A 25,604-nucleotide genomic window follows, 5' to 3' on the forward strand; every position below is an offset into this window, starting at 1 on the left:
GGCAAGAAAGCGACTGCGTCCCACTGGTGAAATAAGAAAGCTTGCCCTTTGCAGGCAAGAAAAATTTTATCATTTTATTTTTTATTTTATAGCAAATCCGAAAGAATTTCCTATGTAAAAATAAAGCCCTCCTGCCATCCAATCGGCAAAAGGACTTGTTGATCTTTCTATTAATGGGTCAATACTTGTTCTCCAAAAATCTTTCCTGCCTCATAAGCAGTGTGCAAACTTTCTTCATCGGCGAATTTTATTCTGAGAGGAAATGCTGGTGTATCTATTCCCCTGTTGAGTATAAGATATTTTTGATTGATTACTGTAAACCCGGAGTCATTCAAATAGTTTTCTATATGGGTAATACCTTCTCCACTCCAGCCAAAGGAACCAAAGGCTGCTGAGAGTTTTCCCTTTGCTTCCATGTTTTTCAGAGCTTGAAGTAATTCTTCCACATTCCCTACCATATCGCCGTATTTTGTGGAACTTCCGATCAAAACCCCATCGGAAATTTGAATTCGGTCTAAAACCTCGTCTAAATTGGAATTCTTTAAGTTAAATACATAGGGTTCAATACCTGATTCCTTAAGACCTTCAGCTAGTTTCCCGGCAATTTTTGTGGTGTTCCCTGTCATGGTTGAAAAAACAATCGTTACCTTTTTGGAGCTTGCATCATCCACTAAACTGCTCATTTCATCATACATTCTGATAAAATCATGGGCATTTTCCCTTAATATATAACCATGGGATGGCGCAATCATATCAATCTCCAATTTATTGATTTTCCTAAGCATCTCACGGACATATGGTCTGTGGGGCCCCATAATGAGTTTATAATACACCTTGAAATCTTCAATATACTCACCCGCAGCCAAATCATTAAAAAGTTCATTATTAGCTATATGAGTACTGAAAATATCGCAGGGGAATAGAGTTTTATCGTCAATACTGTAAGTGATCATTGTTTCTTCCGTATGAAGATACGGTGTTTCAAAGAATTGCAGGATTTTCCCTCCTATGTCTAATCTGTCCCCATCATGAACAATGATAAATTCACGATTATGCAGTTTAAACATATCTTTTAAAAGTTCACTGCCCAGCTTGGTTGTTACAATTTTAGCATTTTTTGCTCTGGCTGCCAGTGCCGGAAGAGCTCCTGCATGATCTGGTTCAACGTGGTTAATTACGATATATTCAATGGTATTAAGATCAATGACTTCTTTAAGGTTGTCAACATATTCCTTCGCAAAGGCAATATCTACTGTATCAATCACTGTAGGTTTTCCGGTTGTCAAAAGATAACTGTTATAGGTTGTCCCTCTCTCCAAAATTAATCTGTGAAATGGTACCTTCCTGTCGTCATTTTTTCCTACCCAAAATACATTGTCTGTTATTTTTTTCATATATATCCCTCCATCAATTTTATTCTTAATAATGAGATGAACTTCTAAGGTTGTCCGTCTGATGGTTAAAGGATACTATATCTACAGAAATAAAACTGTGACTGGACGCATAATTGTACATTTTATTGCATAGGAATTCAGCAGAATTTTCTATGCAATAAATAAGAACTGGCTTATAAACCAGTTCAATGGAGGATAATAGAAAATTGCAGATGTAATGAAATTATTTTATGCTATAATGTCTTTTAATTCTTTTAAGTGATTTTGCAAATATTCATCCACTATGCTTGCTTTTTCAACATGACTGATTAATTTGTCATTCATGCTCATAAGTAACTCCCCAGATATTTTTGTCTGCTTTAATATTTCATTGGAGTACTGTCTTTGAATCCCAATACTTTGATCCACATCATTTATTTTCAGCTGCATTTGCTGAAAACCGCTTTCCATACCTGTTACTTTTTCATTCACCACTTGACTCATTTGGATGCCTTTCCCAATGGTTTCCTCATTCTTCTTATTCTTTTCTAAAGTTTCTATAATATCATTCTGTATATTTTTAATGAGTTCTTCGATATTTTTGGCACTTTTTGTTGTTTCTTCGGCTAATTTTTTTACTTCATTGGCTACCACCGCAAAACCTCTTCCAGACTCCCCAGCCCTGGCTGCTTCTATCGCTGCATTTAAAGCTAATAAATTGGTTTGACTTGCAATGTTTCTTATGGTCTGATTAATCATATTGATTTCATTAGATCTTTTTTCCAGTTCCATCATTTTCATTGAAAGTTCCTGGGAGCCTTTCTCAAGATATGTAATGATTTTATAGAGTTTGTCCGCTGCCACTTGCCCTTCTTTTGCTTGATCTCCAGATTCTTTGGATATGGTTGATAATATCTCGCTTATCTCAGATAATTCAACGATATTTTGATCGGACCGTTCAACCACCGAGTTGACTTCATTAACAGACTTATTCATCTGTTCTGCAAGGGCGGCTAATTCTCCATGCTGAACATTAATGCTTGCATGTTTTTCTATTGTCTGAAGGATCTGCCCATATATATTCTTTACACTATCTTTAATCTCGTCTTCCCTTAAAGATTGCTCATTCATGTTCACAACTTCATCTGAGTCATTATTCACTATCTCGTTACTTCTTTTCTTTTTAAAAAACATTAATCATTCTCCTCTTAATCATTATTTTCATCTATAGTAACTTTTTAATGCAAAAAAAGTTTCGTCCTTAAAACTTTTGTATCAAGTGAGTCGGCAAAACCGACAAAATATATTACGCGCGAGTGCACATCTTAGCCGGAGGGCTTTTATTACATAGGAAATTCAAAGAAATTTCTGTGTAATAAATATCCACCAGCTTAGCTGGTGGTATTTCTTTAGCCCTATAAGGGCATGGTACCTGCTGTGCCTTAAGGCACTCTTTGATTCCGCCAGCTGCATAAAGTTCTCTACTTGCTACCCTTAAAAGGGTCCATGTATTCTTTTAGACTTATTTGATCTGACATCATATCTTCGTGTAATTGATTTTTTATATATTGTTCTATTGCCTTTTTATTTCTCCCTACCGTACTCACATAATATCCTCTGCACCAAAAGTGTCTATTTCCATATTTATATTTGAGATTCCCGAACTTCTCAAATATCCTTAAACTACTTTTCCCTTTTAGAAATCCCATAAAGCTTGATATACTTAATTTTGGTGGAATTGCTACTAGCATATGTATATGGTCTGGGCATGCATTGGCTTCTATTATCTGCACTCCTTTCCAATCACATAACTCCCGTAATATCTTTCCTATCTCTTTCTTTTTCTTTCCATATATTTCTTGTCTTCTATACTTTGGTGCAAATACTATATGATATTTGCAATCCCATTTGGTGTGTGATAAACTATTTTCATCCATGTGGATGACCTCCTTTTGTTTTTAGATTGGCTGGCGAAACCAATTCTATTGTAACAAAAGGAGGTTTTTTATGTCATACTTACCGCTAAAAGCTTTTCAGAACTACCTGCACAGCAGGTAGTATTCTTAAACACAATAAAAAAGGGTGCTCATATTAAGCACCCTTTATCATACTATAGATATCATTTTAAAACTGTGATTAGAATCACAATTTACAACTTTGCCAATCCCAATTCATCTTCCTTGATTTGTACACGATTCGCCTTAAGGTCTAAGATCTGTTTTGTCCTGTCCCCATCTTCCAGAGAATCCAGATATACGATTTTCTGAGGAATAATTTTGATGACTTTTAAGCGTTCTCCTTCATGATCCATCAAAAATGGTTCCGGACAGTAAACCTTTGCTTCTTCGAAAATTTCCGGTGCCTCCATGTTGGTAGTTGCTTTGCCAAATACCTGTACCCCTTTTATTTTCCTGTAGTTGATATATTCAGTATTGACAAGCAGGCAAACATTGGGATTGGCTTTAATCGCATCGAATTTTTCACCCCCTGCCGAAAGTATAAAGACGCTTAAGTCTTTTCCCAGAAAAAACTGTACCGGACTACTCCTTGGAACATTATCTTTACAGGTTGCAAGGGATGCAGACCTATGTTCCAGCATAAACTCTTCAATCGCTTCTCTGAGTTCTTCCGAAGACATCGTCTTATTCAATGCATAGTCCTCCTTTATGAATGAATTACCTCATTAGTATGCTGCATAACTTTAGTTCTCATTCCTCAGAGAAGCTTTGAATCTTTAAAGCATATTTTTAAGCTCTTTTATTTGTCCTAGGATTTCATAATATTCTCTGTCTAAGGCTTCTACGTCATCTTTTGGAGAAGGCATGGAGAGCTTACCTATAACTTCCGAAAGGCGATTCTGCAGTATAAGAATTTGCTTTTGGATTTCTTCTTTTTCATTACTGCGTTTTGCTGTATCTTTACTGGCTAAATATTCTTTATAAGTTCCCTTAAATGTTTTGATTTTATAATTTTCAATCGTCATAATGTGGTTCGCCACAGATTCTACAAATCTTCTGTCATGGGAAACAAATAAAAGAGTTCTGTCATAGTCCTTTAAAGCATTTTCCACTACTTCAAGAGAATTGATGTCCATATAATTTGTAGGTTCATCCAGTATAAGGAGATTGATGTCCTGCAATAATATTTTGGCAAAGGAAACTTTAACTCTTTCTCCTCCGCTAAGAACATTCACTTTTTTATAAACATCTTCTCTCTTAAAGAGCAGCCTTGCAAGGAGTGTTCTTACAAAATTTTCAGGATAAATGCTGCTTTCCATTATATTTTCTATGATACTTAAGTCATCCTTTAAAATACTCATATCCTGGCTAAAATACCCTATCTTTGCCCCTTGGGCAACTTTAACCGGTGCTTCTTTATTCATAATCATCTTAATCAAAGTCGTTTTTCCGCAGCCGTTAGGACCAATCAAAGCAATCTTTGAAGAATTATAAATGCTGAATTCGGCATTCTCAAATATCATTTTATCTCCAAATGCCTTATAAATATTCCTGCCTTCAATAAGGATTTTGCTGTAGATTTTATTGGCATCCTGCAAATCCAATTTGATGCTTTCTTGTTCTTTAGGTTTTTCTTTAACCTCCAGATGCTCTATTCTTTTTTCTATATTCTTTATGGCTCTTTCTAAATTCGCCTTTGCTTTTTGGTTTCCTATTTTCCTATGAAGTCTGGCTTCAGAATTTCCCATTCGTCTTGGAGCTTTTTTAATACTTTTTACCTTCTGTTTGGTCTCAAGGATCACTTCCTGAAGTCTCTTTTTTTCCTTGATATATGCCTCATATTCAAATTGTGCTCTTTCAACTTCCTGCTTCTTTTGAGCAGCATAATCGCTGTAATTTCCATTATAAATTTTGATCTTCCCATGTTCTATCTCCAGAATTTTATTACATAATCGATCTAAAAAATCTCTGTCATGGGAAATAATCAGCAGGGCCTCATTATATTCTTCAAATCTTTTTTCCATTAACTCAATGCCTTCCATATCCACATTACTGGTCGGCTCATCTGCAAAAATCAGAGCGCTTTTTTCTTCCAGTGCAATGGCAAGTTTAAACCTTGTTTTTTCCCCACCGCTCATATACATACTCCATGTCCTTGGTACGCCAAATTTTGAAGCCATCTCATTACTGAGCGTTTGACCATCAGGGGCATCCAGCTGCGAAATATGGGAATAATTTCCGTATAATTTCACCCAACCCTCATCCGGTTCTAATTTTTTGCTCAATACATTGATTAATGTAGTCTTTCCTGCTCCATTGACGCCTACAATACCTATTCTGTCTTCAGAATAAATATTTAATCCTTCAATGTCCAAAATCAATCGATCACCAAAGTACTTTTTTATATTTTTTGCTTCTAACAATAACATAAAAAAACCTCTCCTTTATAATTTGGAGAGGATAGTACTACATTATAACTATTTTTAATCAAAACCACCCAATAATCTCTGAAAATGCAATAAAACGCACTAAGGCTATCAATAAATACAATCAGACCATCAGATGACAATACCATTATATATTCAGGTATCAACAGTTATAAGAATACTATCCACTTCCAAATTCAATAAAATGCATGCAAATAAAGCCTTTCATTAAGACTTTATTCAATTCATCATTTTAAATAAATCAAAGTGGATTACATTCTCATTTCTGCCAATACCTTACCCTTTCATTAAAATATGTTTATAAATCAACATTATTATATAAATATATTATTTCTTTGTCAACGCCTTTACCATTTTATTAAATGCATTAATAAGCGCCTGAATAGATGAAGTATTAATATTGCTGTGGATTCCTGCACCAAAATAAGATTTGCCATTCTCATCCTGTAATTTTATATAGGACACTGCCCTCGAATTAGACCCTTGTTCTAAAGAATGTTCCTCATATTCTACTACTTTAAAACTTACAGGTGCATATTGTGTTAAGGCATTACATAAAGCATCAATTGGTCCGTTACCTTCTCCACTCAGTTTTGCTTCTGTTCCATCGATTGTCGCAATCGCAGAAATGGTAATGGAATCATCCTCTGTTGTAACATTATATTTTTTTAATGAAACAGGTGAATAAATATTCGTATATTCTCTTATAAAAATATCGTAAATCTCTTGTGGCGACAGCTCTTCCTGCTTATAGTCAGATTCATTGGTAATGATTACACTGAATTCCTGCTGCATAGATCGAGGAAGACGGAACCCAAATTCATTTTCTAAAATATAACTTACACCGCCTTTGCCGGATTGGCTGTTGATGCGGATAATCGGATCGTAGCTTCTTCCTATGTCCGCAGGATCAATAGGAAGATAGGGTACTTCCCAATATTTTGGTTTTTCTTTTTTGTATCTGTCCATACCTTTTTTAATGGCATCCTGATGAGATCCAGAAAATGCAGTATATACCAAATCCCCTACATAAGGATGTCTTGGAGATACATCCATTCTTACATTTTCTTTATAAATCTCTACAATTGCATTGGCATCGCTAAAATCCAGTTCTGGGTCTATACCCTGGGAGAATAAATTCATTCCAAGGGTAATAATGTCCGCATTCCCCGTTCTTTCTCCGTTTCCAAACAAAGTTCCTTCTACTCTTTCAGCACCAGCAAGCATTGCCAATTCAGAAGCAGCCACAGCAGTTCCTCTGTCATTATGAGTGTGGACGCTTATAATGATGGAATCCCTGCCTTTAATATGATCTCCAAAATATTCGATTTGATCTGCATAAATATTAGGCGTGGACATTTCTACTGTAGCAGGCAGATTAATAATTGCTTTATGTTCAGGCGTAGGCTGCCATACATCCATCACTGCTTCACAAATTTCTACTGCATAGTCTACTTCTGTTCCTGTAAAACTTTCTGGAGAATATTCTAAAATGATGCTTCCTTTTTCTCTTTCATCCGCCAGTGCTTTTACTATTTTTGTCCCTTCAACAGCCAATGCTTTGATTTCTTCTTTATTCTTCTTAAATACAACTTCCCTTTGAAGTACAGAAGTAGAATTATATAAGTGAACGATCGCTCTCTTTGCTCCTTCCAGGGCTTCAAATGTTCTTTTTATGATGTGCTCTCTCGCCTGTGTTAATACTTGTATGGTTACATCCTCTGGAATTAAATTGTCTTCAATAAGTTTTCTTACAAATTTAAATTCTGTTTCTGAAGCTGCAGGAAATCCTACTTCAATTTCCTTAAATCCCATCTTTACAAGGAAGTGAAACAATTTTAATTTCTGCTCAAGATTCATAGGAATTTCTAAAGCCTGATTTCCGTCTCTTAAGTCTACACTGCACCAAATAGGCGCTGTTGTAATAGTTTGATCAGGCCATCTTCTGTTTTTCAAGTTTAACGGTGGATAAGGTCGATACTTTTGATAATTCATACTTCTCATACTTTTTCCTCCTCTATATTAATAAAATTATAACGATTAATTTTTATCGTTTAGGAAATCCTGGTGAATTTCCTATACAAATAATAAAGGTCTTTCATCTCAAACAGAGACGAAAGACCTTCTTCCGCGGTACCACTCTTGTTCATTCCTCAAAAAGGAATGCATCTTAAGCAGATACAAGCAGTCATAATAAGTATATTTTCATATAAAAAAATCTTTCATCCCAAAAGAGACGAAAGAATTCGCTACCACCCTTTATTGCAAATATTAACGGATACGAGCCATGAAAATATACAATTACTGCCGATATCCTGTCATCATAACGGTTGACTGCCGTCTCATCCTACTTACATTTCAGTGAGCAACTCCGAGGCGAGTTCAGTCTTCTTCTGATGCTGTTTCACACCACCCAACAGCTCTCTGAAATCATCCAAAAACTTACTACTCCTCTTCATCGTTTTTAAGCCTTTAAGTTGTAAAATAATATATCATGGATATTTCATAAAGTCAATCATTATTTTAATTTTTTTGAAAAATTTTATTATTAATCTTAAAAATGAAGATTTTTAATACAATTTTTTCTTCATCTCTTGTATGATTCTATAATTAATGGAGACACTACACTATATAATAAATATTTATGTTAAAGCATTTGAGATATGATTATTCTCGAAGCAAATAATTTTTGAAATATTGGAGGGAAAAATATGGCTGATGAAACACGTAACAGAACCAATAATGAAGGTAATTTTAGCATTGGACATGTATTGCTGCGATTACTAGGTACAGCAGTCGTTCTAGCAATAACTGCATTCTTTACCCCTGGATTTAGTATTGCTAATTTATGGTCACTCATTGTTGCTTCCATTGTTATTACTGCAATAGACTATCTGATAGAAAAAGTTACAGGAATTGATGCTTCTCCTTTTGGAAGAGGGATCGTAGGATTCATCGTATCTGTTGCCATTATATATTTTACAAAATATCTGGTGCAAGGTTTTGATGTAACCCTTTGGGGAGCCATTATTGGTTCTATCGTTATCGGAATCATTAATGCACTTACTCCCGGACGAGCACTATAATATTAAAAGCTGTTCGATACGAACAGTTAAAACAAAAGCAAAACCTTCAAGTTGGGAACTTGAAGGTTTTGCTTTTGTTTTAACATGATCCCTATTTTTTAAAAACATGTTATCGATCAATATGCTCTGTTTTACCGATGAATTCCAATAGCTGAAGGTAAGTTGGAAGGCCTTCCATATCTCCGCTCACTAAAGTAGCCATAGCTCCTACACCATTAGCATACTGTGCACATTCTGATAAAGATAAATTTCTTAAGATGCCTGATAAGAATCCTGCTGCATATCCATCTCCTGCCCCTACAGTATCTTCTACTTCATCCACGGGATACCCGGCAACATATTCTCCCTGGTCTTTATTGGCTACGTAGCATCCTTCTTTCCCAAGTTTAATTGCTATTATTTTGCATCCCATATCTATGAATGCTTTTGCAATTTCCTCTGGTTTTTCCATTCCCAACAAAATTTTGCCTTCATCAATTCCAGGGAAAATCACATCTGCAGATTCTGCAATCTTTAGCAACACTGGTCTTGCCTCATTAACGCTCCAAAGTTTTAATCTTATATTGGGGTCAAAAGATACTAAAACCCCATTGTCCTTAGCTATTTGAATAGCTCTGAATACAGTCTCTCTTGCTGACTGAGAAAGCGCTGGAGTTATGCCTGTCAAATGCAGTATTTTTGCTGTTTTTATATATTCCTCATCCAGATCCTCCGGGGTTATATTCGCAGCAGCAGAATTTTTGCGATAGTAATATACATTAGGATTAACATGGGCAAAACGTTCTTTAAATATCAATCCCGTATTATTCTGGGGATCCGTTCTTACTCTGGAAACATCAACCCCTTCCCCTCTGATGGTTGCCTTTATATATCTTCCAAATTCGTCATCTCCTAATTTTGAAAACCATCCTACTTCATGTCCAAGTCTTGCAAGACCTATGGCCACATTAGACTCTGCACCAGCTATAGTTTTATAAAAATTATTGACATAACGAAGAGGTCCTTTTGATCCTGGATTAAATAATACCATTGATTCTCCAAAAGTAATCAGCTCCATGCCTTTCATCTCCTTTATCATTTATATAAAAAAAGAGAGTATGTTTTTAGACATACTCATATAGGAAATAATTTTAATGTATAGGAAGTAATTCTCATGAACACATTTAACGTATTATCGTTGAACCCTGCCAGAAGCATCTCCCTTAACAAGGGTCATTACTTCATCTAATGAAGCATGGTTAAAATCTCCTGGGATGGTATGTTTCAGTGCGGAAGCTGCAACTGCGAACTCTAATGCATCTTTGAAGTTTTGACCAGTAACCAAACCATAAATTAATCCTCCTGCAAAAGAGTCGCCACCACCTACACGGTCAACGATACGAATATCATATTTTCTGGAACGATAAAATTCGTTTCCGTCATATATTAAAGCACTCCATCCATTATCGGATGCAGAATAGCTTTCTCTTAAAGTGGTTACTACATATTTAAAACCGAATTTTTCTTTCATAGCTTTAAAGATATTTTTGTAGCCTTCTAATTCTAATTCACCTTTGGTTACATCGGTTTCTCCAGGTTTGAATCCTAATACTTTTTCAGCATCTTCTTCATTTCCAATACATACATCTACGTATTGCATTAAGTTGGTCATTACTTTTTGTGCTTTTTCCGGAGACCATAATTTCTTTCTGTAGTTTAAATCCACGCTTACAGTTACACCGTGTTTTTTAGCTGCTTTTAAAGCTGCTTCTGTAAGTTCGGCTGCTTTATCGCTGATTGCAGGAGTAATTCCGCTAAAATGGAACCAGTCTGCTCCTTCGAAAATTTTATCAAAATCAAAATCAGAAACATCTGCTTCTGCGATGGCAGAATGAGCTCTGTCATAAACAACCTTGGAAGGACGCATGGATGCTCCTGTTTCTAAATAATAGATACCAATTCTTTCTCCGCCGCGCGCAATATAATCTGTATGCACTCCAAATTGTCTTAAGCTGTTTATTGCGGACTGTCCAATTGGGTTTTTAGGGAGCTTGGTTACAAAATAAGCATCCAGTCCATAGTTTGCTACAGATACAGCCACATTAGCTTCTCCACCACCATATACAACGTCAAAAGAATTCGCCTGCTCAAATTTTAAATAACCAGGTGTTGAAAGACGAAGCATGATTTCTCCCATAGTAACAATTTTTTTACTCATCTTCATTTCACTCCTTAATTTCTAGCTTGTTTGATCTTTTCTATAAATTGTTTTGCTGTTTCAGTAATCAGCCCATAATTTCCACTTTTTGCCCCGGCAGTTAATTCTCCGCCAACACCTACAGCAACACATCCATTTTTAATCCATTGATCTACATTATCTAAACTTACTCCACCAGTAGGCATCAATACAGCCTGTGGAAGAGGCCCTTTAATTGCTTTAATAATGTCTGGTCCATAGGCACTGCCTGGGAACACTTTAATAACATCTGCCCCTGCTTCCATTGCACGAATCATTTCTGTAATGGTCATACATCCAGGCATATAAGGAATTTGATATCTGTTACATAATTTTGCTGTTTCTAAATCAAATCCTGGACTAACGATGTACTCTGCTCCAGCCAGGATAGCTACTCTTGCAGTTTCACTGTCCAATACTGTACCTGCTCCAACGATTAATTCATCTTTAGTGAATTTAGATTTTAATGATTCTATCACTCTATCTGCTCTGGGAACGGTAAAAGTAACTTCGATTGCAGGAATTCCCCCTTCAATACAAGCCTGAGCAATCTTTTCAGCTTTTTCTTCATTTTCAGCTCTAACAACTGCTACAATACCGACATCCATAATCTTTTTTAAAGTTTCGATTTTAGAAATCATGGTGATTTTCAATCCTTTCTCGTTTCACAATATGAACTATAGTTTCATTATACGAAATCATCATGAATTATGCAAGAGATTAAATCAGGTTATATATTTCAATTATCTTTAGTTTGAGCAAAATTATTCCGTCATTCTCTTCCATACTTATAATCTTGCATTTTTTAAGAATAAAAAAACCAGGCTACATTTTATAGCCCAGTTCTTTAGAAATTTCGGATGTATATTTTATAAGCCATTTTGAAAACATTTCAATTCTTTCATCAGTCATCCTTGTAATAGGACCAGATATACTGATCGCTGCACAAGGTTTACCTGTATAATCAAAAATGGAAGCCCCTATGCATCTAACCTCCAATTCATTTTCCTGATTATCTATGGCAAAACCCTTCTGTTTAATAAGTTTCAGCTCATTTTTCATATCCTCAAAATTTGTAATAGTAAAAGGGGTATATTGTTGTATGTCACTTTTGCTCCAGATATCAACTACTTCTTTTTCATGAAGCCATGCCATCATAGCTTTTCCTACAGCAGTGCAATACATGGGACTTCTTCTGCCAATTCTTGAATGCATTCTGATTGTTGTTTCGGATTCTACTTTGTCTATGTAAATAATATCCGTATTTTCCCTCATCACTAAGTGGACCACTTCATTGGTCTTTTCCATTAATTCTTTTAAATATGGCTTGGCAATTTCTAAAATATCCATATGAGCAAGCCGTTTGCTGCCTAATTCGAATAATTTAAACGTGATTTTGTATTTATTCGTTACAGGGTTTTGCTCTACATATCCCTTGATCATCAATGTAGATAATAATCTATGTACTGTACTCTTATGAAGGTCCAATTTTGCACTTAACTCTGCTAATCCTAACCCATCTTCATAATCTGATAATACTTCCAGTATGGATAATGTTCGATCTACAGACTGAACCACATCCTGCATCGTTATCTTCCTTTCTTAAAAGCGCTCACTCCTTAAAAAACTCTTCAAAAATAGAGAAATTCTATTTACCAGCATAGTTTAACATACTTTTTAAATTTAGAAAATATTTTTTGCTTCTCTCCTCTTCCAAAAACTAAAGATGAAAGAAAGATTATGGACAAATTTCAGCAAAACTGAATAAATAGTAAAACAAGAAAAGACGAGACCTTATAATCCCGTCTTTTCATTTCCCTTATGTCATCTTTCTCTATTTTTCCCTCTAATACAGCTAAAAATTCATCATAGAATGAATGTCCAAAAGAACGTTGTAGATGTAATTAATGATTTTTATTATATTTTTATGATAGATAAATCGTATAATTGCTCATCAGCATTTAACTCAAAATATTCAGGGTATTGTTTGATAATATCATTTTTTTCTATAATTAATTTTTCCAAATGATATTTTACTTCCTTTTGCAGCAGTTCTATATCCTTTTTTTCCAATGCATTGACTATATTTTCATGTTGTTTAATTGAGTTTGTAATAATCTCTTCAGACCACGTAGTCATTAAACGAATGCGATTATAATGTCCGTTGACATTTTTAATAGTTTCCCAAGCCAATTGTTGCTTAGATATTTCATAAAATGTTTTATGAAATTGGGTATCCATATTCAAAAAACCTATATAATCTTTTGATTGACAGAGATCTTTTTGTACTTGAATATTCTTTCTTAATTTTACAATATCTTCCGGCATATAATTTTGTATCGCTAAGTTCATTACTGCCATCTCTAAATTCTCACGAATAAATCTCTCTTGTCTGACACGGTCTAAATTAATTTTTGACACAACTGTTTCTTTTTGCGGAAAAATCTCCACTAATCCTTCTCTTTGGAGACGAATGAAAGCTTCTCGTACAGGGGTCCTGCTCACCTTAAGCTTTGTAGCTATTTCCTGGGTACTCATAACAGTACCAGGCTTTAACTGCAAATTCATAATATTATTTCTTAAAGTTAAATACACTGCTCCTTGAACTGTATTTTCATGATCTCTATACTTTAGTGACATACTTTCCCTCCATCACTATTTTTTAGCTGTTGCAATCATTTGAATCTACTCTAAAATTATGGCTTATTAAATTTTACCATAATAATGCTATTTTTGCTTTTTGAGATTAAACTATATAAAGAATTCAAACTTACTCCTAAATGAATTATATATCAGATATTAATCAATATAAATAATTTATTTAGCGCTCTATATCAAAACAACCTTTTGAAAATTTAAAGCAGGGAGACTTTTTATTGTCAACCCTGCTTCACATTATAAAAGTAGGAATCCATTAATTAAGTGAAATCATTTACTTTATTCAAATGTTAATACAATTTTTCTAATAGAAGGATCTTTTGAATCGATAAAATCGAAAGCTTTCTGTGCATCAAGATATGAAAATGTATGAGATACCGTTCCTTTTAGATTCAGTTTTCCTTCCTGAATTAACTGAATAGCTTCTCCGAATTTTTTATTTTGTAGTCTGGACCCTCGAACGTCAAGCTCTTTGGAAGTAATCATAAACTGTGTCACTTCTGTTGGATCTACAGAAAATCCCATAGTGATAACTCTCCCTGCATTTCCAGTAGCCTTTAGCAAAATAGAAAGCGAATCTTTTGTACAGGCTGCATCAATAGAAACTGTTGGTCCATATCCCCCAGTTAATTCCTTTGCTTTAGCAACCACATCTTCTTTTAAAATATTGATTGTATAATCTGCTCCATTATTTAAGGCCTCTTTTAATTTTTCATCTACTATATCGGCTACAATAATTTTTGCACCACTTAATCTTGCAATTTTTAAAATACTGCTTCCTAATGCACCATAACCTAATAATAATAACGTATCTTCTCCAGAAAGTTCCGCTCTGGAGCAACTTTGAATTGCAATTGTAGTAGGCTCAATCATCACTGCTTCTACATCAGAAAGGCTGTCTGGAAGTAAGTAGCAGGCATCTTCAGGTACTGCAATATATTCACGGTAACCCCCATCTATATGTACTCCTCGAACATACAAATTACCACAAACATTTCCTCTTCCTTTTTTACATGCATAGCATTCTCCGCAATTTACAACTTGATCGATAATAACTCTGTCTCCTACCTTAAGTTTTGATACGTTATTTCCTACATCCTCTACTCGTCCTACAATTTCATGTCCAATAATACGAGGATAGGTAGCAGCCGCATTACGCCCATGATAAATTCCAACGTCAGAACCACAAATACCTGATGCTGTAACTTTAATCAATACATTATTTTCTTCCGATATCTCTGGCTTTTCAATATCAATGATCTTCAAAACCTCTGGCTTTTCAATTTGAATTGCTTTCATTATTTTAATTCACCGCCCTCTATTTGCTAAAAAGATTAACAATTCCAATAGTAAGTGCTGGAACATAAGTTACTAAACCTAATACAGCAAAATTGCCTACTAAGAAAGGTACTAATTCTTTTGTAACTTTTGTTAATTTTGTTTCTCCAATGTTTGTTGCTGCGAACAGACATACTCCAACCGGAGGTGTACACAATCCTAAAACAAGATTTAATACACAGATAACTCCAAACTGAATTGGATCCACTCCAACTGCTGTCACTAAGCGAAGGAGTACTGGAAAAAGAATTAAAATAGCGGAAATCGTTTCCATAAACATACCAACAAAAACTAAAAGCAAATTAACAAGTAATAAAATAATATATTTATTTCTTGTCACAGACAACATAAATTCCGCAATCATCTGTGGAATCTGTTCCTTGGTTAAAATATACGCAAAGATATTTGCAAATCCAACCAATGCCATGATTGCAGCACTGGAAACAACGGTATCTTGTAAACACTTTAAAAATCGTTTCATTGTTAATTCTTTGTAAACAAAGAATCCAACAAGAACACCATATAAAACAGCAATGATAGACGCCTCTGTTGGTGTTACAATACCGCCCAGAATACCAACTAAAATAATTAAAGTCATCACAATAGCAAAGAAGGATTCTTTACCTGATTTTATAATTTCCTTTAGAGTAGCTCGTCTTTCTGCTTTCGGATAATTTCTCTTTTTAGAAATAATATAGGCTACGATCAGCATAACCACACCAAGTAAAATTCCTGGAATAATACCTGCAATAAACATTTTAGAAACAGATAAACCTGTCATTGTAGCTGCTATAATCATTGGAACAGATGGAGGAATAATTGGACCTACACAGGAAGACGCTGCAGTTACTGCACAGGAAAATTCTGAATCATAACCTTGTTTTTTCATAGCTGGAATCAGAACTCCACCAATACTAACAGTATCCGCCAAAGCTGTCCCTGAAATACCTGCAAAAAGCATAGATGCTCCAACATTTGCAAGGGCTAATCCACCTGTAATGTGTCCTACTATTTTATTACAAAATCCTATCAATCTTTCTGTAATACCACCTTGATTCATTAAGCTTCCTGCTAATACAAATCCAGGAATACATAATAAGGTAAATGAATCAAGTCCTGCAAAAAATCTTTGAGACATCGTCGTCAGAGGCATTCCTGCTCCTATGAAATACACAAGAGATGAAATCCCTAAACTAAAAGCAACTGGAACACCAATAGCCAGACAAATTAAAAATGTAATAAATAATACTGCGACCATCTACCTAAGCCCCCTTACTCTCTTGTGTCTTGTTTTGTTAATACAAGAATAATTTCTAATATATAGCTAAATACCAATAATCCGAAAAATACTAATAAGGATCCATAAACATATTGCATTGGGATCTGCATTGCAGTAGATACCATTCGATATTTGATTAAAGCAAACCCCATGGTAGAATTGATTAATACATATCCACTGAATACTGCCAAGGCTATTAAAATAGCTATTTTTAAAATGCGCTGTGCTTTTTCAGGAAGCATATCTGACAGAATCTCAACACCTACATATTCATTTTTTCTTACTGCAACACTTCCCCCAAAAGCCACCATGTAGATGAACAAATATCTGGCTGCTTCTTCTGTCCAAGATGGAGAGAATGGTAAAAAAGTTCTGCTAAATACTTGTATCAGTACACTGATTACAAACCCAAGTAAGCATACTAAAGCAATGTATGTCATAATATCATTGTAAACCTTTACAAATTTTTTCATATTTCCCCTCCAAAAGCAGAAAGGATAGGCAGCGCCCACTCTTTCTTTAATCTCATCTTTTATTTTGTTTTATTTTGCTGGATTAGCTGCTAGGATTTTTTCATACAGCTCTTTCTGTTTGTCAGTTAATACCTTAAGTACTCCTTCAACTGCTTTTTGTCTGAAAGGTTCCTGATCCACTTCAACAAATTCCATTCCTTTTTCTTCTAAGAAAGTTTTGTCAGCTTCTTCTTGTGCTAAGAATAATTCATGTTCATAGCTTTGCATTTCCTGTGCTGCTTCAGCTACTATTGTCTGCAAATCTTCTAGTAATTGTTGCCACTTCTGTTCAGCTATTGTAACGTATACCCATGCTCTTAAGTGTTCTGATTGGATTACATAATCCTGAACTTCAAATAATCCGCCAGATCTAATCATTGCAAGTGGGTTTTCCTGTCCATGGATAACACCTTGTTGTAAAGAAGTAAATACTTCAGAGAAAGCCATTGGTGTTGGTTTTGCTCCCATTGCTTCAAACGCCGCAACTGTCATTGGAGATTGTGGTGTACGAATAATAAATCCTTTCAGATCATCGGGAGTCATAATCTTTTTATTTGATGTAATATTACGTGGTCCACGTTCAAAATACGCTAATGGTCTAAATCCACTATTGATCATAATTTGCTTAAGCTCTTCTCCTACTTCACCTTCAACAACTGCTTTTAAATGTTCTGGACTGGTGATCGCATATGGCATTCCAATGATACCCAATTCTTCAGCGTATGTCTGCATAGTTTCACCTGTAAATACAATATCAACGCCGCCGCCATTTAACATAGATTGAAGCATATCAACTTCTGATCCTAAAGTAGAGTTAGGATAAATAGTAACCTTAATTCTTCCTTGTGACTTTTCTTCCACTATTTCTTTGAATTTCAATGAAGCTTTGTGCCATGTGTTTTCTTCATCAACAATATGACCAATTACTAGTTCAAATGATTCATTTGATTCTTTTTGCTCTTTGGAAGTATCTGCAGACTCTGCCGGCTTATTACTTTCTGGTGCTGCATTGTTATTACTGGAAGCTCCTTTTCCACCAGAACATGCCGCTAACGAAAACATCATTCCAATTGTTAAAATAACTGCTAAAATTCTCTTCTTCATTTTTGTTCCCTCCTAATAAAAGTAAAATGCTTTAAATTATATAATTAAATTTTTAAATAAAAACCACTATATTTGTTTTGCAGCACTTTTTTGACCTTAGTGTTTTTGCACATGTCCGCTTAATTTTGATTCAAAAAAACTCCTAAAATCTATACATACTTTTTAATCGTCGCTCTGACTGCACCAGTACCGCTGATCAACTCACTAAAATAGGATTCAACTAGCTCACCAAGTCCACATTCATACAAATTAACACCAAAAATGCTTTCATCTGAAAGAAGGGGTTGTAGTACTTTATGAATATCTACTTTATCTCCCAATTTAATATCCGCTACAATTGGGCATACCTTGTCAAGCATTGGGTCTGGACTTAGTTCAAACTTATTACCTTGATCATCAATTCCCATAAGATAACGGCACCATCCTGCCAAAACAAGTGGAATACCTTTTAAACTCTTAACATCCAGGTCAGGACTTTTTACATATGCTTTAATGGTTTCTCCAAAGCGAATGGCAAGTTTCTGTGAGGTATCACACGCTATACGTTGAGGGGTATCCGGCATAAATGGATTAGGTATTCTTACATTTACAACTGTATCAATAAATTCCTTTGGATTAATAATTCCTGGATCTACTACTACCGGTAATCCTTCTACATAACCTACCCTTTCAACCAATCTTTTAAGATCTGGATCTTTCATTTCATCAGATATCTTGGTATAGGATAACAAACATCCAAATACTGCAAGTGTCGTATGTAATGGGTTTAAGCAAGTACAAACTTTCATTTTTTCAACCTTATCTACAATCTCTCGTTGGGTGAAAATCACACCACCTAAATCAATTGGAGGATGCCCATTGGGAAATGCATCTTCAATAACAAGGTATTCTGCTTCTTCTGCATTTACAAAGGGAGCGACATAAGTACTTTTAGAAGTAATAACAGGGTCCATATCTTCTAAACCATCATTTATTAAAATCTCTTTTACTTTATCATCTGGTCTGGGTGTAATTTTATCAATCATGGACCATGGGAAAGTCACTTTATCAGGATTGTCGACATATGCCTCAAATCCAGCATCCGCAACTCCATTTTGCACCCACCTACTTGCGATGGTAATCATGGCACTTTTCAGCTTATCTCCATTGTGGGAACAGTTATCCATACTAACCATAGCAATGGGCAGCTCGCCTGCTTTGTATCTTTCATATAATAGGGCAGCAACTTTTCCAAGATAGCTGGATACTTTTTGTGGACCCTCTTTTAAGTCTTCAGCTATTTCTGGAACAATCTCACCTTTTCCATTTACTAAACTGTAGCCCTTTTCCGTAATTGTAAAACTTGCCATTTGCAGGGACGGTTTTCTAAAAATTTCTTTCAATCTGTCAAAATCCTTTTTATTAGCAGAGTCTAATTTTAAGGATTCTAATACACTGCCGATCACTGTTTTATCGATAGAACCCTCTCCGTTAAGCTTTACATGAATTCCTAAATTATCTTGCTTTTGATATGCTGCATCGATAATTTCATAATCATATCCTTCAGCAACAATCAACCCAACATCTGTTTTCCCTTCATTCAAGAGATTATTTAAAACATTGGCTTGAAATGCCCGAAAAATATTGCCCGCTCCGAAATGAATCCAATTGGGTCTTTCTTTTGTATTTGCTGAGATCATTTCAAGATCATACTTTGGAAGTTTATAGCCTTTCCATGCCTCTTTATTCTTAATAGATTCACGATTAAGCTTCATAATTGCTACTTCTTCCCTTCAATTTTATCCAAAATATCCCATATACCCAGAATATACATAACCCCAAGAGCGCGGTCATATAAACCATAACCTGGTCGACACTGTTCATTCCATATGTGACGACCATGATCAGGACGAATGTATCCCTTAAAGCCGCAATCGTGATATGCTTTCACAATGTCTAGAATACCAACATCTCCATCGCAATCACGATGGGATACCTCTGAAAAATCCCCATTTTCATAATGCTTCACATTTCTGATATGGGCGAAATAAATACGATCATGATGTTTACGAATAATATCTGCAATATTGTTGTTTGGGTTAGCCCCTAAGGAACCGGAACAAAGTGTCAGTCCATTGTATGGATCGTCCACCATAGATAAAAATTTTGAAATAGAAGCTTCGTCAACAAGCAATCGTGGCAATCCAAAAATATCCCATGGCGGATCATCCTGATGAATAGCCATTTTGATGTCACATTCATGACAAGTAGGCATAATTGCTTCAAGGAAATATTTTAAGTTCTCCCAAAGCTTTTCTTTGGTAACTGGTTTATAGGCTTCAAATAATTCTTGAAGTTTAGCCATACGTTCTGGTTCCCAGCCTGGCATGGTATACCCTTTGCATTCTTTAAGAATATATTCTGCCATTTCCATTGGATCTTCTTTAATTAAATTCTTTTCATAAAACAAAGCAGTGGAACCATCCGGAAGCTTATGGTGCAAATCTGTACGGGTCCAATCAAATACTGGCATAAAGTTGTAACAAACAACCTTAACACCAAACTTTGCCAGATTGCGCAAAGTGGTTTTGTAGTTTTCAATGTACTGATCTCTTGAAGGCAATCCTATCTTAATATCATCATGTACATTTACAGATTCTACAACATCCATGTTGAATCCATATTGATCCAGTTGTTTTTTAACTTCAGCAATCTCTTCCTCGTACCAGATTTCACCCGGTTGCTTGTGATGAAGTGCCCAAACAATTCCTGTTACTCCCGGAATTTGTTTGATCTGTTCCAGTGTTACTGAGTCATTTCCTTCTCCATACCATCGAAATGTCATCTGCATATCGCATTGTTACAATGTACTTACTAATAACTTTAGTAAATCTGTAACACTTTCACCTGCCTTTCACATTTTACTAGCTAAATACTTTTTAAAACTTTACTCTACCTTCATTAAATCCTGTAGAAGATCTTTTTGGTGTTCCCTTTAAGTCACTTCTTGAAATTCCTATAGCTATCCATACTTGTTTTGCTCTGATTTGAAATAATGAACAGTTTTTTATCTAAAAATCAAATACTTCTTACCTCTCGCTTAATTCAAAGTATTTGAAAGTCTAAAACACTTTTTACAATGGTTAAGCCTATGCCGCTTTCCGTAGTTTATGCCTGCTCTGATCTCTTCTATAAAATCTTTCAAAAGCAAAAGGCAAATATACCATTATCATTTTTGCATCTTTCCTGCATATATTGAAATACATAGCACATTTTATCTGTTTTTGGAGCGCCATATTTGGAGGTGGCAAAGTGAACAGGTACCATAAAACTAAAAAAGAATTGATTCAAGACATTGAAGCCATGGAGAAAGAAATTGAGAAATTAAAAAAAACTCACGAGAATCTTCAAACTTTATTCAATACAGCTCCTATCGGTCTTTCCATTGTGAACGAAGAAGGATTGTATGAATATGTTAATGAATTTTACTGTAAATTATATGGATATACTCCAGAAGAATTAATAGGGAAGCATTTTTCCATGGTCATACCTTCTGAAAACAAAGCTGCGCTGATTGAGCAACATAAAGCATTTATGATGAATCGTATCACTACTACAAACGAATTCAAAGTCATCAATAAAAAACAAGAACAGTTTACTGTGATTGTTACCTCTGTTTATTTTACAGACTCCAATGCATTACCTAAAAAAGCATCTTATGTTGTTGATATTACTGAACAAAAAAAGATAGAAGAAATTTTTCGCTATCAAGCCTATCATGACAGTCTTACCGGATTGCCTAACCGAAAATATTTTATGGAGAGTTTAAATGCCGCCCGTGAAAAATGCTCCAAATGTAATCATATGCTTGCAGTCATGTTTCTTGATTTAGATAGATTCAAAAATATAAATGATGTATTAGGCCATTCAGCAGGAGACTTACTGATTCAGTCCGTTGCTGAACGGTTAAGAAAATCCCTGGACGAAACTTATGTCTTATCTCGTTTTGGTGGTGATGAATTCGTTATTCTGCTTCCAGAAGTATATTACATTGACATCATTATAAAAACTGCTGAAAAAATTATTAAACTTTTTGAACTCCCATTCATTATTCATGGCAAAGAATTGTTTATCACAACCAGTATGGGAATAGGAATCTACCCCTATGATGGCACAGATTCAGAAACACTCATCAAAAATGCAGATACAGCCATGTATAAGGCTAAAACGCACTCTAGGGGCAATTATCAACTCTATTCTTCCGCAATAAATTTATCTGCTTTCTCCAGTCTTGCATTAGAAAACGATTTATATCATGCTTTGGAAAAAAACCAATTGGTATTATATTATCAACCTCAAGTCAATATATGCACTGGTGAAATAGTAGGCGCCGAAGCTTTAATCCGATGGCAGCATCCGGAATTGGGGCTACTCAATCCAGATCAATTTATTCCTCTGGCAGAGGATAACGGATTAATCATTCCCATCGGAAAATGGGTTCTGGAAACCGCATGTATGCAAAACAGAAAATGGCAAGACTTTGGATACTCGCCAATCAAAATCGCTGTTAATCTATCCGCACTACAAATTCAGCAAAATGACTTTGTTGATACTGTCACCAATATTTTAAGAACAAGCAGATTAAATCCCAGCGATCTAGAACTGGAAATTACAGAAAGTATTGTTATGAAAAGTGATATTGAAGATTTGATCAAGCTGAATCAATTAAAACAACTGGGGATTAAATTTTCCATGGACGATTTCGGCATGGGCTATTCTTCACTGAATAACCTCAAAAATCTGAACCTGCATCATCTGAAAATTGACCGTTCCTTTTTATACGACATCGACTTAAATTCCAATAACTGTGCCATATTTACCGCAATTCTTTTTTTGGCAAATAGTCTCAACCTAAATATAGTGCCTGAAGGCATAGAAACACAGAATCAATTGGATTTTCTCAAAAAAATCTTAAACTTTGCCCGCAGCACCTTACAGCTTAAAATAAATGCCCAATTGCAGACCCAAAGTAAACCTCAAATCACCACCGAAAATTTGTGTCCAAAAGTACAAGGCTTTTTATTCAGCCCTCCTGTTCCTGCTGACCAATTTGAAGAACTGCTTAAAAAGGGGAAATTTGAAATCCTTTAAATAAATTTCAAAAAAGAAACTTGGTATGACAAGTTTCTTTTTTTTACTTGCTGAATAGTATGTTATTGATTTGAATGCTGATATTTGCCATGTCTAACATTATAAAGGGGGGAGACATAATGAAAGCCATATATATTCCTTTGAATAAAGTTGAAACTGGGCAAACCTGTATCGTTCAAGATCTAAGGGCCACAGGAGCGCAAAGAAGACGCATGCTTGATTTAGGGTTTATAAAAGATACTGAAGTAAAAGTTATGCGGTGTAGCCCTCTGGGAGATCCTACGGCTTATTTCGTTCGAAACACCGTTATCGCCTTAAGAAAAGAAGAAGCCTCAAAAATCCTTGTAAAAGTAAATCATTAAGGAGGTATCCTTATGGGATTAACGTGCAGTACCTGCAAAAGAAAATCTATTGTGGACTTATATCATGTTGAAAAAACATCCGCTGATCAAATGGTAGTCGCCTTAGCAGGGAATCCTAATACGGGTAAAAGTACACTATTTAATGAACTGACAGGATTGAAACAACATACAGGAAATTGGCCCGGTAAAACCGTAACCAATGCTAAAGGATTTCATAAAAGAAAGGATAAAGAATTTATTATAGTCGATCTGCCGGGAACCTATTCTCTTCTCGCCAACTCTGTAGAGGAAGAAGTAGCAAGGGACTTTATCTGTTTTGCAAAACCTGATGCGACCATCGTCGTTGTAGATGCAACCTGTCTTGAGCGAAATCTAAATCTGGTCCTTCAAGTGATAGAAATTACAAATCGTGTGATCCTATGCGTAAATCTTCTGGATGAAGCAGAAAAAAAACATATTAAAATTGATCTAAAGAAACTTTCAGATGAACTGGGAATCCCCGTAATTGGAACAGTTGCAAGAAGCCGAAAAGGTTTAGAAGAACTGATGGATACTGTTTATAATGTGTGTACCAAGAAAATTATTCCGAGTCCGAAGCCTACGATCTATACTGAAACCATTGAAACAGAAATCCAAAAAATTCTTAATATGATAAAACCCATAGTACCAGATGGATTCAACCCCAGATGGATTGCCTTACGACTTCTTGACGGAGAAACTGATATTTTAGATAAAATTACCCATTATTCTTATTGTAAAGGGGTGTGCAAACATGCATGATTCGAATAGAACGATTTCGTCTGATCTTTTTAGAGATGATATTGTAACGTCCATTTATAAACGTGCAAAGGAAATATCAGACTCTGTCATTAACTGCCCCAAGCAAAAACATATAGATTGGAGCCATAAGCTGGATGACATTTTAACTTCAAAGTGGACCGGATTCCCCATCATGCTCATACTGCTTTGCTTTATTTTCTGGTTAACTATTGTTGGGGCCAATGTTCCTTCTGCTATGCTCGCTAATTTTTTATTCTGGATGGAAGACCGATTAACTGAAATTTTTATATTCTTTAAAGCTCCTGACTGGCTTTATGGTATCTTAATTCTTGGTATGTATCGTACTGTAGCATGGGTTGTATCTGTTATGCTGCCGCCTATGGCTATTTTCTTTCCATGCTTTACCTTACTTGAAGACTTTGGTTACTTGCCCAGAGTTGCTTTCAATTTGGATCGATTATTTAAGAAAGCCGGAACCCATGGGAAACAGGCCCTTACCATGGCCATGGGATTTGGCTGTAATGCAGCAGGGGTTGTTGCCTGCCGTATTATTGATTCTCCACGAGAAAGACTGATTGCCACGATAACAAATAATTTCGTTCCTTGTAACGGCAGATTCCCTACCCTTATTGCACTTTCTATGATCCTTATTGGTATTTCTGTTCATTCACCTTTTGCTGCTTTCTTAAGCTCCGGGATCGTTATACTCCTTGTGCTATCCGGAATAGCAGTTACTTTTATTGTATCCTTCATACTGTCTAAAACTTTACTGAAAGGTACTCCTTCCACCTTTAATTTAGAACTGCCTCCTTACAGAAAACCTCAAATTGGTACGGTCATTGTCAGATCTATATTTGACAGAACCTTATTCGTTCTCGGCCGTGCAGTCAGTGTAGCTCTTCCTGCCGGCGCCATTACCTGGATTGTGGCTAATATAATGGTGGGAGATACCAGTATCCTGAATCATATTTCCGGATTTTTAGAGCCGTTTGGAAGAGCTATAGGGTTAGACGGGGTTATTATTCTCGCTTTTATTCTCGGATTACCAGCCAATGAAATCGTATTGCCTATTATTTTCATGAGTTATTTATCAAAAGGCTCTATGATTGAGCTTGAAACCGTTGAAGAAATGAGAAATGTCTTTATAGCCAACGGCTGGACCTGGCTTACCTGTTTAAATGTTATGCTGTTCTCTCTCTTCCATTTCCCCTGTGGTACTACCCTATGGACAATTAGGAAAGAAACCCAGAGTCTTAAATGGACCATAGCTTCATTTATCATTCCAACACTTGTTGCCATTGTTATATGTTTTAGTACTACTAAGATCACCCACTGGCTTCATTTAATATAATACTCCATCAA

22 protein-coding genes and 1 other annotated feature are annotated in these 25,604 nt (G+C 35.4%); of the genes, 5 read left to right on the forward strand and 17 right to left on the reverse strand.

Annotated elements, in window-relative coordinates; all coding sequences use genetic code 11:
• Window positions 1-170: 170 nt before the first annotated feature.
• The 6 genes from JOD07_RS02070 to leuA all read right to left on the reverse strand — a co-directional run bounded on the left by JOD07_RS02070 (window position 171) and on the right by leuA (window position 7,782).
• Entirely contained in the window at window positions 171-1,394 is a 1,224-nt protein-coding gene (locus JOD07_RS02070) for an FprA family A-type flavoprotein (RefSeq protein ID WP_207756771.1), read from the reverse strand.
• Window positions 1,395-1,622: 228 nt separating this feature from the next.
• Window positions 1,623-2,567, reverse strand: coding sequence for a methyl-accepting chemotaxis protein (locus JOD07_RS02075; protein ID WP_158740241.1), 945 nt, complete (start codon window positions 2,565-2,567; stop codon window positions 1,623-1,625).
• 287 nt (window positions 2,568-2,854) lie between these two features.
• A complete protein-coding gene (gene tnpA / locus JOD07_RS02080) occupies window positions 2,855-3,310 on the reverse strand; it encodes an IS200/IS605 family transposase (RefSeq protein WP_204611881.1) in 456 nt (151 codons plus the stop codon).
• Window positions 3,311-3,522: 212 nt separating this feature from the next.
• Window positions 3,523-4,023, reverse strand: a complete 501-nt coding sequence (locus JOD07_RS02085; protein ID WP_158740240.1) for a pyridoxamine 5'-phosphate oxidase family protein — start codon at window positions 4,021-4,023, stop codon at window positions 3,523-3,525.
• A gap of 84 nt (window positions 4,024-4,107) precedes the next feature.
• A complete protein-coding gene (gene abc-f, locus JOD07_RS02090) occupies window positions 4,108-5,760 on the reverse strand; it encodes a ribosomal protection-like ABC-F family protein (RefSeq protein ID WP_204611883.1) in 1,653 nt (550 codons plus the stop codon).
• Window positions 5,761-6,105: 345 nt separating this feature from the next.
• Window positions 6,106-7,782, reverse strand: coding sequence for a 2-isopropylmalate synthase (gene leuA, locus JOD07_RS02095; protein ID WP_330636088.1), 1,677 nt, complete (start codon window positions 7,780-7,782; stop codon window positions 6,106-6,108).
• A gap of 225 nt (window positions 7,783-8,007) precedes the next feature.
• Window positions 8,008-8,246, reverse strand: a binding site (T-box leader).
• Between the two features lie 243 nt (window positions 8,247-8,489).
• Between leuA and JOD07_RS02100 the strand changes: the two genes are divergently transcribed.
• Entirely contained in the window at window positions 8,490-8,864 is a 375-nt protein-coding gene (locus tag JOD07_RS02100; protein ID WP_158740238.1) for a phage holin family protein, read from the forward strand.
• 109 nt (window positions 8,865-8,973) lie between these two features.
• Here the strand turns inward: JOD07_RS02100 and JOD07_RS02105 are convergent, their stop codons facing one another.
• The 11 genes from JOD07_RS02105 to uxuA form a co-directional block, all read right to left on the reverse strand.
• The gene (locus JOD07_RS02105; RefSeq protein WP_158740237.1) at window positions 8,974-9,921 is read right to left on the reverse strand and encodes a sugar kinase; all 948 of its coding nucleotides are present in this window, start codon (window positions 9,919-9,921) and stop codon (window positions 8,974-8,976) included.
• Between the two features lie 114 nt (window positions 9,922-10,035).
• Window positions 10,036-11,061: a sugar kinase gene (locus JOD07_RS02110; protein ID WP_158740236.1), complete on the reverse strand. Its 1,026-nt coding sequence runs from the start codon at window positions 11,059-11,061 to the stop codon at window positions 10,036-10,038.
• A 14-nt stretch (window positions 11,062-11,075) separates the two neighbouring features.
• Window positions 11,076-11,720, reverse strand: coding sequence for a bifunctional 4-hydroxy-2-oxoglutarate aldolase/2-dehydro-3-deoxy-phosphogluconate aldolase (locus JOD07_RS02115; protein ID WP_158740272.1), 645 nt, complete (start codon window positions 11,718-11,720; stop codon window positions 11,076-11,078).
• Window positions 11,721-11,904: 184 nt separating this feature from the next.
• A complete protein-coding gene (locus JOD07_RS02120) occupies window positions 11,905-12,666 on the reverse strand; it encodes an IclR family transcriptional regulator (protein ID WP_158740235.1) in 762 nt (253 codons plus the stop codon).
• Between the two features lie 330 nt (window positions 12,667-12,996).
• The gene (locus JOD07_RS02125) at window positions 12,997-13,719 is read right to left on the reverse strand and encodes a GntR family transcriptional regulator (RefSeq protein ID WP_204611885.1); all 723 of its coding nucleotides are present in this window, start codon (window positions 13,717-13,719) and stop codon (window positions 12,997-12,999) included.
• A gap of 297 nt (window positions 13,720-14,016) precedes the next feature.
• Entirely contained in the window at window positions 14,017-15,036 is a 1,020-nt protein-coding gene (locus JOD07_RS02130) for an alcohol dehydrogenase catalytic domain-containing protein (RefSeq protein ID WP_204611887.1), read from the reverse strand.
• A gap of 19 nt (window positions 15,037-15,055) precedes the next feature.
• The gene (locus JOD07_RS02135; RefSeq protein ID WP_204611889.1) at window positions 15,056-16,333 is read right to left on the reverse strand and encodes a TRAP transporter large permease; all 1,278 of its coding nucleotides are present in this window, start codon (window positions 16,331-16,333) and stop codon (window positions 15,056-15,058) included.
• 14 nt (window positions 16,334-16,347) lie between these two features.
• Window positions 16,348-16,827, reverse strand: a complete 480-nt coding sequence (locus JOD07_RS02140) for a TRAP transporter small permease (RefSeq protein WP_204611891.1) — start codon at window positions 16,825-16,827, stop codon at window positions 16,348-16,350.
• Between the two features lie 69 nt (window positions 16,828-16,896).
• Window positions 16,897-17,970, reverse strand: coding sequence for a TRAP transporter substrate-binding protein (locus JOD07_RS02145; RefSeq protein WP_204611893.1), 1,074 nt, complete (start codon window positions 17,968-17,970; stop codon window positions 16,897-16,899).
• Between the two features lie 149 nt (window positions 17,971-18,119).
• Window positions 18,120-19,724 (reverse strand): mannitol dehydrogenase family protein, encoded by a 1,605-nt coding sequence (locus JOD07_RS02150; protein ID WP_204611895.1) that lies wholly within the window; start codon window positions 19,722-19,724, stop codon window positions 18,120-18,122.
• Window positions 19,725-19,729: 5 nt separating this feature from the next.
• Window positions 19,730-20,800 (reverse strand): mannonate dehydratase, encoded by a 1,071-nt coding sequence (gene uxuA / locus JOD07_RS02155; protein WP_204611905.1) that lies wholly within the window; start codon window positions 20,798-20,800, stop codon window positions 19,730-19,732.
• A gap of 461 nt (window positions 20,801-21,261) precedes the next feature.
• Between uxuA and JOD07_RS02160 the strand changes: the two genes are divergently transcribed.
• The 4 genes from JOD07_RS02160 to JOD07_RS15775 all read left to right on the forward strand — a co-directional run bounded on the left by JOD07_RS02160 (window position 21,262) and on the right by JOD07_RS15775 (window position 25,593).
• Complete coding sequence (locus JOD07_RS02160; protein WP_204611907.1) at window positions 21,262-23,100, forward strand: sensor domain-containing protein; 1,839 nt, start codon at window positions 21,262-21,264, stop codon at window positions 23,098-23,100.
• A gap of 119 nt (window positions 23,101-23,219) precedes the next feature.
• A complete protein-coding gene (locus JOD07_RS02165) occupies window positions 23,220-23,462 on the forward strand; it encodes a FeoA family protein (protein WP_204611909.1) in 243 nt (80 codons plus the stop codon).
• A gap of 12 nt (window positions 23,463-23,474) precedes the next feature.
• Window positions 23,475-24,242, forward strand: coding sequence for a FeoB small GTPase domain-containing protein (locus tag JOD07_RS15770; protein ID WP_204611918.1), 768 nt, complete (start codon window positions 23,475-23,477; stop codon window positions 24,240-24,242).
• Window positions 24,235-25,593 (forward strand): nucleoside recognition domain-containing protein, encoded by a 1,359-nt coding sequence (locus JOD07_RS15775; RefSeq protein ID WP_204611920.1) that lies wholly within the window; start codon window positions 24,235-24,237, stop codon window positions 25,591-25,593. Before JOD07_RS15770 ends, JOD07_RS15775 begins: the two co-directional genes overlap by 8 nt.
• Window positions 25,594-25,604: the final 11 nt, after the last annotated feature.

Source organism: Defluviitalea raffinosedens, from assembly GCF_016908775.1.
GTDB classification, from domain to species: Bacteria; Bacillota; Clostridia; order Lachnospirales; family Defluviitaleaceae; genus Defluviitalea; species Defluviitalea raffinosedens.

Excerpts from the sequence above, each read along its gene's own strand:
- JOD07_RS02070 (WP_207756771.1), bottom strand. The coding sequence starts at position 1,394 with ATGAAAAAAATAACAGACAATGTATTTTGGGTAGGAAAAAATGACGAC.
- JOD07_RS02075 (WP_158740241.1), bottom strand. The coding sequence starts at position 2,567 with ATGTTTTTTAAAAAGAAAAGAAGTAACGAGATAGTGAATAATGACTCA.
- tnpA (WP_204611881.1), bottom strand. The coding sequence starts at position 3,310 with ATGGATGAAAATAGTTTATCACACACCAAATGGGATTGCAAATATCAT.
- abc-f (WP_204611883.1), bottom strand. The coding sequence starts at position 5,760 with ATGTTATTGTTAGAAGCAAAAAATATAAAAAAGTACTTTGGTGATCGA.
- leuA (WP_330636088.1), bottom strand. The coding sequence starts at position 7,782 with ATGAGAAGTATGAATTATCAAAAGTATCGACCTTATCCACCGTTAAAC.
- JOD07_RS02100 (WP_158740238.1), top strand. The coding sequence starts at position 8,490 with ATGGCTGATGAAACACGTAACAGAACCAATAATGAAGGTAATTTTAGC.
- JOD07_RS02105 (WP_158740237.1), bottom strand. The coding sequence starts at position 9,921 with ATGGAGCTGATTACTTTTGGAGAATCAATGGTATTATTTAATCCAGGA.
- JOD07_RS02110 (WP_158740236.1), bottom strand. The coding sequence starts at position 11,061 with ATGAGTAAAAAAATTGTTACTATGGGAGAAATCATGCTTCGTCTTTCA.
- JOD07_RS02115 (WP_158740272.1), bottom strand. The coding sequence starts at position 11,720 with ATGATTTCTAAAATCGAAACTTTAAAAAAGATTATGGATGTCGGTATT.
- JOD07_RS02120 (WP_158740235.1), bottom strand. The coding sequence starts at position 12,666 with ATGCAGGATGTGGTTCAGTCTGTAGATCGAACATTATCCATACTGGAA.
- JOD07_RS02125 (WP_204611885.1), bottom strand. The coding sequence starts at position 13,719 with ATGTCACTAAAGTATAGAGATCATGAAAATACAGTTCAAGGAGCAGTG.
- JOD07_RS02130 (WP_204611887.1), bottom strand. The coding sequence starts at position 15,036 with ATGAAAGCAATTCAAATTGAAAAGCCAGAGGTTTTGAAGATCATTGAT.
- JOD07_RS02135 (WP_204611889.1), bottom strand. The coding sequence starts at position 16,333 with ATGGTCGCAGTATTATTTATTACATTTTTAATTTGTCTGGCTATTGGT.
- JOD07_RS02140 (WP_204611891.1), bottom strand. The coding sequence starts at position 16,827 with ATGAAAAAATTTGTAAAGGTTTACAATGATATTATGACATACATTGCT.
- JOD07_RS02145 (WP_204611893.1), bottom strand. The coding sequence starts at position 17,970 with ATGAAGAAGAGAATTTTAGCAGTTATTTTAACAATTGGAATGATGTTT.
- JOD07_RS02150 (WP_204611895.1), bottom strand. The coding sequence starts at position 19,724 with ATGAAGCTTAATCGTGAATCTATTAAGAATAAAGAGGCATGGAAAGGC.
- uxuA (WP_204611905.1), bottom strand. The coding sequence starts at position 20,800 with ATGCAGATGACATTTCGATGGTATGGAGAAGGAAATGACTCAGTAACA.
- JOD07_RS02165 (WP_204611909.1), top strand. The coding sequence starts at position 23,220 with ATGAAAGCCATATATATTCCTTTGAATAAAGTTGAAACTGGGCAAACC.
- JOD07_RS15770 (WP_204611918.1), top strand. The coding sequence starts at position 23,475 with ATGGGATTAACGTGCAGTACCTGCAAAAGAAAATCTATTGTGGACTTA.
- JOD07_RS15775 (WP_204611920.1), top strand. The coding sequence starts at position 24,235 with ATGCATGATTCGAATAGAACGATTTCGTCTGATCTTTTTAGAGATGAT.